The organism is Synergistaceae bacterium (assembly GCA_031267575.1).
Taxonomy (GTDB): domain Bacteria; phylum Synergistota; class Synergistia; order Synergistales; family Aminobacteriaceae; genus JAIRYN01.
The window spans coordinates 1-7896 of the sequence record JAIRYN010000061.1; the positions used below are offsets into that span (position 1 = coordinate 1).

Annotated in this window: 7 protein-coding genes; 6 read left to right on the forward strand and 1 reads right to left on the reverse strand. The window is 51.3% G+C overall.

Features of this window, described 5'->3' with window-relative positions; translation table 11 throughout:
- On the forward strand, positions 1-300 hold a 300-nt coding region (locus LBJ36_10560), incomplete at its 5' end, for a hypothetical protein (protein MDR1379476.1).
- A gap of 376 nt (positions 301-676) precedes the next feature.
- Here LBJ36_10560 and LBJ36_10565 read toward each other — a convergent pair.
- Complete coding sequence (locus LBJ36_10565; protein ID MDR1379477.1) at positions 677-1762, reverse strand: Ldh family oxidoreductase; 1086 nt, start codon at positions 1760-1762, stop codon at positions 677-679.
- A 676-nt stretch (positions 1763-2438) separates the two neighbouring features.
- Between LBJ36_10565 and LBJ36_10570 the strand changes: the two genes are divergently transcribed.
- The 5 genes from LBJ36_10570 to fumC form a co-directional block, all read left to right on the forward strand.
- A complete protein-coding gene (locus LBJ36_10570) occupies positions 2439-3239 on the forward strand; it encodes an electron transfer flavoprotein subunit beta/FixA family protein (protein MDR1379478.1) in 801 nt (266 codons plus the stop codon).
- Positions 3236-4246, forward strand: a complete 1011-nt coding sequence (locus tag LBJ36_10575; protein MDR1379479.1) for an electron transfer flavoprotein subunit alpha/FixB family protein — start codon at positions 3236-3238, stop codon at positions 4244-4246. The genes LBJ36_10570 and LBJ36_10575 overlap by 4 nt, the downstream gene beginning before the upstream one ends.
- A gap of 2 nt (positions 4247-4248) precedes the next feature.
- The gene (locus tag LBJ36_10580; protein MDR1379480.1) at positions 4249-5667 is read left to right on the forward strand and encodes an FAD-binding protein; all 1419 of its coding nucleotides are present in this window, start codon (positions 4249-4251) and stop codon (positions 5665-5667) included.
- A 155-nt stretch (positions 5668-5822) separates the two neighbouring features.
- On the forward strand, positions 5823-7544 hold the full coding sequence (locus LBJ36_10585; GenBank protein ID MDR1379481.1) for an L-lactate permease: 1722 nt from the start codon (positions 5823-5825) through the stop codon (positions 7542-7544).
- Between the two features lie 152 nt (positions 7545-7696).
- The coding region (gene fumC / locus LBJ36_10590) for a class II fumarate hydratase (GenBank protein ID MDR1379482.1) at positions 7697-7896 on the forward strand (200 nt) is incomplete at its 3' end.

Genomic DNA, 7896 nt, shown 5'->3' on the forward strand with positions numbered 1-7896 from the left:
GGATTGCAGATCAAGGTGGATGGGTGTACGAACAACGTGAACAACCTTTACGTGGCGGGAGAGGCGGTAGGCGGCATACATGGGAAAAATCGCCTGATGGGTAACTCGCTTCTCGATATCATCGTATTCGGCCGAAACGCCGGCCACCACGCGTCCGACGCCGGTAAAAGCATTGCTCCCGCGCGTAAATTGACGTTGACCCATGTGAACCGCTACGCGAAGGAACTGGAGAGCGCCGGCATCGAGAGCGATGTTGTTTCGCCGAAATTATTGCCCAATTACACTCATAAAAGAAGATGAGGGTCTGAGCTTAATTAGGATTTAATTAGGATTTAGAAGATTTGCCTTCTGAATCTGATGTATCGACAGTGAGCCTAACGTGTTGATGATTTTTCCTGAAGAGACTGATATCGAAGCCTGAGATCTACTCATCAAGATTCGCTCATCAACACGTTAGTTTCGCCACCTGGTAATCCGCGACGATCAGAAAGCCTTCATACATTCTATTTAAGAACGCCTCTAAATTAGTAGTGATCCTCACAAGATCTCTCTAATTTGGGATTTTCATCTCCTAGTTACCGCTCCTAGTTACCGCCTATGTTGGGCGCACCAATAACACGCCCCCACCGCTTTCCGGTGGGGGCGCGATAATCGTTCTGTAGTTCAGGAGAACTGGTTACGGAACGATGTGTTCGATACCGAAGCGATCGGCGTAATCGTCCAGACGCAACCACGTGGCAGGATCGAGCCAGATTCCTTCTTGTATGGATTTCTGACGGCGCTCGAATTCTTTTTCTCCGTGAATATAAATGCGCTCCTGCCCTTCGGCCTTCGGGCTGTTTTTGATGCGGTCGACAATACCTGCTACGTGAGCCTGGAGCTGCTTGGGATCGCCGAAGAGATCCATACGCGTCGCCTGGAAGTAATGGCAGATATCACAATTCTGTTGGTAAGTGTTGTAGGTGGGGACCCCCATGGAGAGACCAGCTGTCAGCAACTCAACCAACATCCCCAATCCATAGCCCTTATGTCCGCCCAAGGTCTCCGTTGCCCCTCCCAGATAAAGCTGCCCCCCGTAGGGGCTTTTGTCGAAGCGATTGATCTCCGCGACCCCCACGGCGTCGGTCGTGTCCTTGCCGTTCTCGTCCACGGCCCAGCCTATGGGCATGACTCCACTGCGGCGCGCGGCCACCTCGATTTTGCCCAAAGCCACGGTGGTCGTCGCCATGTCCAGCATGAAATGCGGCTTACGCCCGGTGGGAATCGCGACGGCGATGGGATTGGTGCCTAAAAGCCTCTCGCGCCCAAACAGCGGAATGCCAGCGCGCAACGTGTTGGTGAAGGCCCAGCCAATGAGCCCTCGGTCGGCCATCTGCTCCGCCCAGTATCCGGCCATGCCAAAGTGACAGGACATTCGCACGGCGGTCATACAGGTTCCGTTGGCTTCCGCCTTTTCGATAGTTTTATCCACAGCCAGCTTGGAAGTGGGGAACCCTGGCGCGCTGTTACCCTGTACAATCAAGGAGATGGGGGTCTCATGGACGATCTCTGCTGTCGCCTCCGGATGGTTTTGCCCGCCATTAACCTCCTCGAAATACATTTTGATGCGCGCCACCCCGTGGGACGCGTGCCCGCGCGCGTCCGCCTCCACCAATACCTTCGCCGTGATCTCAGCCGACGCGCGTGGATATTTCATACCCTTTTCCAACATGTTCGCCATGTAGCCATAAAGTTTGTCGTAACTTATCGTCGTGCGTTCCACCACTCAACATCTCCTTCACCAAAAGATAAAAAATCAAAAACACTAGCTTACAACTCGTACCTTTTACTAAATTTATTATACAGATAAATTGGGGTGTGTTTTATTATAACAGATGAATTTGGACATATTGCAAGTAATTCATTCCAGAATGGAATCAACTGAAGAATTCTGATCTTCGAATTCTAATTTTCCGAACGTGGCTTAAAGAGTAACGAAGTTGAAACTCTCAAGATATAAATAAAACGATATAAAATTCTATTATATTCCTATCACTACATATCTGTTTAGTCTCTCAGGCATAGGCGTGGGCTTGTTAATAGATTTTTGCATTATTATCTTAAAATATCAAAAAGTATACTTTTTGACAGCATTGCAAATTAAAATTTAAACTTGCAATTTAGAGAAAATTGTGATGTAATACTTATTAGAGGCATAGTTGTTTTACTGTTACTAGCCGTTAGCTAATGGATAGGGAGGTGACTATCAAAAAGTATACTTTTTGACAGTTGTATTTGTGAGTTGAAATATTGGCTAAGAGCTGAGATCCGTTTATCAACGCGTTAGGTCCACCACCCAAATATTTTAAGATTAGAAATTAACTTATGCCTGAAAGCAGTGTTGCAACTAAGGAGGAGCAATTCAAGTTCAAAATTCTCGATAAGGAGAGGATTTTGTTGTGAATGTTATCGTTCCAATCAAGCAAGTTCCGGAAAGCAGCAATGTAAAAATGGACCCTGAAACAGGAACCGTTATTCGTGCGGGGGTTGAAACAGTGGTCAACCCTCTGGATTTGTATGCTCTGGAAGCGTCGTTGCGACTGCGAGAGAAGTATGACGGAAAGGTTACAGCCATTTCCATGGGACCGCCTCAGGCGACACGGGCGCTGAAAGAAGCGGTAGCTATGGGTTGTGATGGCGCGGTGTTGTTATCAGACCGTAAGGTGAGCGGTTCCGACACTTGCGCTACATCTTACGCCCTGGCGCAGATGATCAGGGCTATCGGCGAATATGACGTGATCATCTCCGGAGAACGGGCCACCGACGGAGACACCGCTCAGGTGGGCCCCGGAATCGCCTCATGGCTTGGTATTCCCGTGGTTACCTACGTCTCGAAAATCGAAGAGATCCAAAATGGACGGATCTTGCTGGAGCGTTTGGTGGAGGAAGGTTATCAACAGCTTTCCACCGCTCTTCCTTGTCTCCTTACAGTGGTCAAAGAGGTGGCCACCCCCAGACTTCCCACTTTGAAGGGTAAGATCCGTTCCATGGAGTTGAATATACCCATTTACACCGCCCAGGACGTGGAGCTCAACCCCGATTACGTGGGGCTTAAGGGATCTCCGACAAAAGTTGTCAAGATAGACACCCCCAAGGTCACCCGAAACAGCAAGGTGATGACGGCCCAAGACGACATCTCCATCAAGGTTGCGGTGGACGAATTTCTTGATCTCATTGAAAAGAAAGGGCTCCTGCCATGACGAAGAAAACACGCAATGAGGTATGGACGCTGGCCGAGCAATATGACGGCAAACTCAAGGCGGTTTCTTTCGAGCTTCTCGGCCGAGGACGGTCGCTGGCGGATAAGTTGGGGGGCAAATTGACTGCGGTTCTGATCGGAGACGGTGTCTCCGACAGTGGATTGGAATCTCTCATTCAACAAGGTGCGGATACAGTATACGCCGTGCAGAGCCTGGAACTGAAATATTTTGTGTGCGAGACCTACGGGCGGGTTCTGGAAAGTCTCATCCGGGAATATGAACCAGCTGTATTCTTGGCTGCGGCGACCTCTATGGGGAGGACCCTGATGCCTTACACAGCGGTGAAAATCCCCACGGGACTCACTGCCGACTGCACCGAACTCGATATCGAGGAAGGCACGGGCAACCTCTTGCAGACCCGACCCGCGATCGGGGGCAACATCATGGCTACTATTAAAACGCCCGATCACCGGCCGCAAATGGCTACGGTGCGCCCTAAATCGTCTCGTCCCCTTCCAGCGGACGCCTCCCGCAAGGGAGAGATTCTGCATCTTCCCCTGAATAAGGCGCTGATTGACCCACGGACCCAAGTGCGAGGCTATCGGAGAGAAGAGTCGGAGATCCTAGGTCTGGACGAAGCGGACATCATAGTCTCTGGAGGTCGGGGCCTCAAAAAAGGTGAAAATTTCCACCTCATTCACTCGCTGGCCAAACAGTTAGGCGGCGCGGTAGGTGCGAGCCGCGACGCGGTGGACCGGGGCTGGATATCCTACCCCCACCAGGTGGGCCTGAGCGGCAAAACTGTGTCCCCCAAAATCTACATTGGCGTGGGAATATCGGGGGCCATCCAACACCTGGCGGGGATCAAGACCAGTGAAACTATCGTGAGCATCAACTCCGATCCCGATGCGACCCTTCATAAAATAGCGGACCTCGCTATTGTGGGTGACGCGTTTCAGGTCATTCCCGAAATTCAAAAACGCCTCGGCGAGAAGAGGAGGTCCTGAACATGGCTAAGAATGCCTACAATCCCGTCACTCAGGATGTCCTCGATACTCTGCGGGCAATCGTAGGTCAGGGCAACGTCTTGTCAGACGCGGAAAAGCTCGAAACCTATTCTCACGACGAGACCGAGGCCGCGGTGTATGGGCATGCCCCCGAGGTGGCGGTCACACCCCTCACCACCGAACAGGTCGCCGCGGTGGTAAAGCTGGCGAACAGGGAACGAATCCCTATCACCCCACGGGGAGCGGGGTCTGGGCTATCAGGAGGCGCTATCCCGGAGTACGGCGGTATCATTCTATCCCTCGAAAAAATGAACAAAATCCTGGAGCTGGACAGGGCCAACATGGTGGCGGTGGTCGAGGCCGGGGTGGTGACCAACGATTTGGCCAACGCGGTACAGGTGGAAGGGCTCTTTTTCGCGGGGTATCCCATGAGCCTCCAGACCTGCGTGATCGGCGGCAATATCGCGGAAAACGCTGGAGGTGGCAAGGCCGTCAAGTATGGCGTAACGGGACGGTATGTCTTGGGGATAGAATTGGTGACCCCTCAGGGCGACGTCGTCCAACTGGGAGGAAAACTCTCCAAGGACGTGAGCGGCTACGATTTGAAATCTTTGGTCATTGGATCCGAGGGGACTTTGGGCGTCGTCACCAAGGCGATCATCAAATTGATCGGTTACCCGACGGCCAAATCAGACCTACTGGTGCTCTTTAAAACACCCAAAGAGGCGATAGACCTAGTTCCCGTGATTCTTTCGAAAGGCATAGCCCCCACCAGCATCGAATTTATGGATCAACTTTCGATTATCACCAGTTGCGAATACCTGAATGAAAGCCTCCCCTATGAAAACTGCGGTGCCATGCTCCTCATTGAGTTGGATGGAACCAGCGTGCCCCAGATTGAGATGGACCTCGTCGAGGCGGGCAAACTTTGCGAGGCGAACGGAGCCATAGAGGTATACGTGGCAGAGGACAAGAACAACATTGAACGCATATGGAATGTTCGTCGGAATATCGCGGAAGCCTTCAAGGTCTATAGCCCCATCCAGAGCCTGGAGGACATCGTGGTTCCCATCTCCCGCATTCCAGAGATGATTCCCGAACTGGAAAGAATGGGGAAAAAATACAACGTGCAGATTCCCTGTTACGGGCACGCGGGAGACGGCAATCTTCACGCCACGCTCGTCAAAGACCCGGAAATGCCCATGGAAACGTGGAAAGAGAACGAACATCAGTGCCTGAAGGAGCTTTATAAAGTCACCGGCGACCTGGGAGGCAAGATCAGCGGAGAGCACGGCATAGGCATCAAGCGCAGGGAGTACCTGAAGGAAATCATCAACTCGGTGGAGCTGGATCTTATGCGAGCCATCAAAGGAGCCTGGGATCCGAATAACATCATGAATCCCGGCAAAATCTTCGTGTAGCTCGTCTTGACGAAAGAGAACGCGGGACGCCGGGCGAACTTCCGTCGTTTTCCACAACAAACAGCAGAAAAGCAGTTGATCAAAGCAGTTGAATAAAGTTGAAACGTTCCACACTCACGTTTAAATATCTCGATTAAGAAAGGATGAAGTGTGTTATGTCAACAAATTTACTTGCGTTTATCGCTTTGGTTCCTATTTTGGTAGCCTTGGTTTTGATGGTGGGTTTTCGCGTTGGCGCGGTGAAAGCCATGCCCATGGCTTGGGCTACTTGTGCGCTTGCGGCGATATTCGTATGGAATCTCCCATCGTCCTATGTTTTAGCGCTCAGCCTGCAAGGCTTAATCAGTGCAATGAGCGTGCTGATCGTCGTTTTTGGAGCGCTGCTCATTCTGCATACGCTGCAATACTCCGGAGGTATGGAAACAATTCAGTACGGTATGCAAAGCATCAGTAAAGATATGCGGGTGCAGGCCATTATTGTCGGATACATGTTCGGCGCTTTTATCGAAGGCGCGGCGGGTTTTGGCACACCGGCGGCCCTGGCGGCGCCCTTGTTATTGTCTTTGGGCTTCCCTCCCATGGCGGCCGCGGTTCTCTGCCTGGCCTTCAACTCTTTCCCTGTCAGCTTCGGTGCCGTGGGAACTCCTATTCTGATAGGTTTCGGCACCTCTATCCGCGCTGTGATGGAGGCAGCGGTGGCCACAGGGAATTTTCAGTCGGTGGACGAGGTTTTCAAGACCATAGGATCGACGGTGTCCTTGATGCATCTTCCGATGGCCTTTATCATACCCATTTTCATGCTGGGCTTTACCACTCGCTTTTTTGGGCCTAATCGTTGCTGGCGCGACGGATTTGCCGCGTGGAAATTCTATATTTTCGCGGCGGTCTCCTTCTCGGTTCCCTACATACTCATGGCGTGGATTTTAGGACCCGAAAACCCCGCGCTGGTGGGCGGATTACTGGGACTGGGCATCGTGATGTATGGCGCAAAGCATGGATTCTGTATGCCGAAGGATGTGTGGACGTTCGGTGAGGTTTCTAAGTGGGAAAAGGATTGGACGGGCGAAATCGCGTACTCCGATAAAGAGCTTAAACCTCACATGAGCCAGCTCATGGCCTGGATGCCTTATATCCTGATCGGAATCATTTTGGTCGTGACCCGTATCAACACCTTGCCTCTCAAGGCGTTGATGAACAAATATGGCGTGTTGGCTTTCAACAATATTCTGGGCTATACGGGGATCAATGACGACAGCATAAAGCTGCTCTACCTCCCCGGAACCATTCCTTTCGTACTTATCGCGATATTTACGATCCTGATGCATAAAATGTCCGGTGAGAAAGTGGTAAAAGCGTGGGGAGAGACTTTTATTAAAATGAAGGCCGCAACCATATCTCTTATTTTTGCCGTCGCCCTGGTGAAAATTTTCCAAGGTTCGGGGGTGAATCCCGCCTTAGCCGCGGAAGTGGCGGAAGGGACCGCGAAGTATCTGCCTTCCATGCCTTTGGCGATGGCAACCACAATGGCAAATATCTTCGGTTCCGTGTGGCCCGCCTGCGCTTCTTACGTGGGCGGACTCGGCGCTTTCATCACCGGTTCCAACACCGTCTCGGACATGCTCTTTGGAATGTTTCAATGGGATATCGCCGGCCAGCTGGGACTCTCTCGGATGGTAATACTGGCGGCCCAGGCCGCTGGTGGGGCCATGGGCAACATGATATGCGTTCACAATGTCGTGGCGGTCTGCGCGGTCGTGGGACTTTCGAACCGTGAGGGAGAGATTATCCGACAGACCTTTTGGCCCTTTATGCTCTATGGCGTGGTGGTAGGCGCAGTGGCTTACGGTTTGGTCACCATCGGTTTCCCCGCGTTCTGATCTTTTTAGAAACCGGGTATATGCTTGACTGCGATAACTGCTTTAAGGCTATTGCGTCTAATACCGCAGTCAAGAGTATATTTTGTGTTGGAGTTTACGCAAAATAAATGACATAAAAAATGACATAAAACATAAAAATGGAGGGGAATTATATGGAATATCGCATTGAAAAAGATTCTTTAGGTGAAGTCCGCGTCCCTGTGGATAAACACTGGGGAGCGCAAACTCAGCGGAGTCTCGAAAATTTCAAAATCGGAATCGAAAAAATACCGGTAGAAAGCATCTATGCTTTTGCTCTGATGAAAAAAGGTTGTGCCCTGGCCAACAAACGCCTCGGTGTTTTGGATCCTGC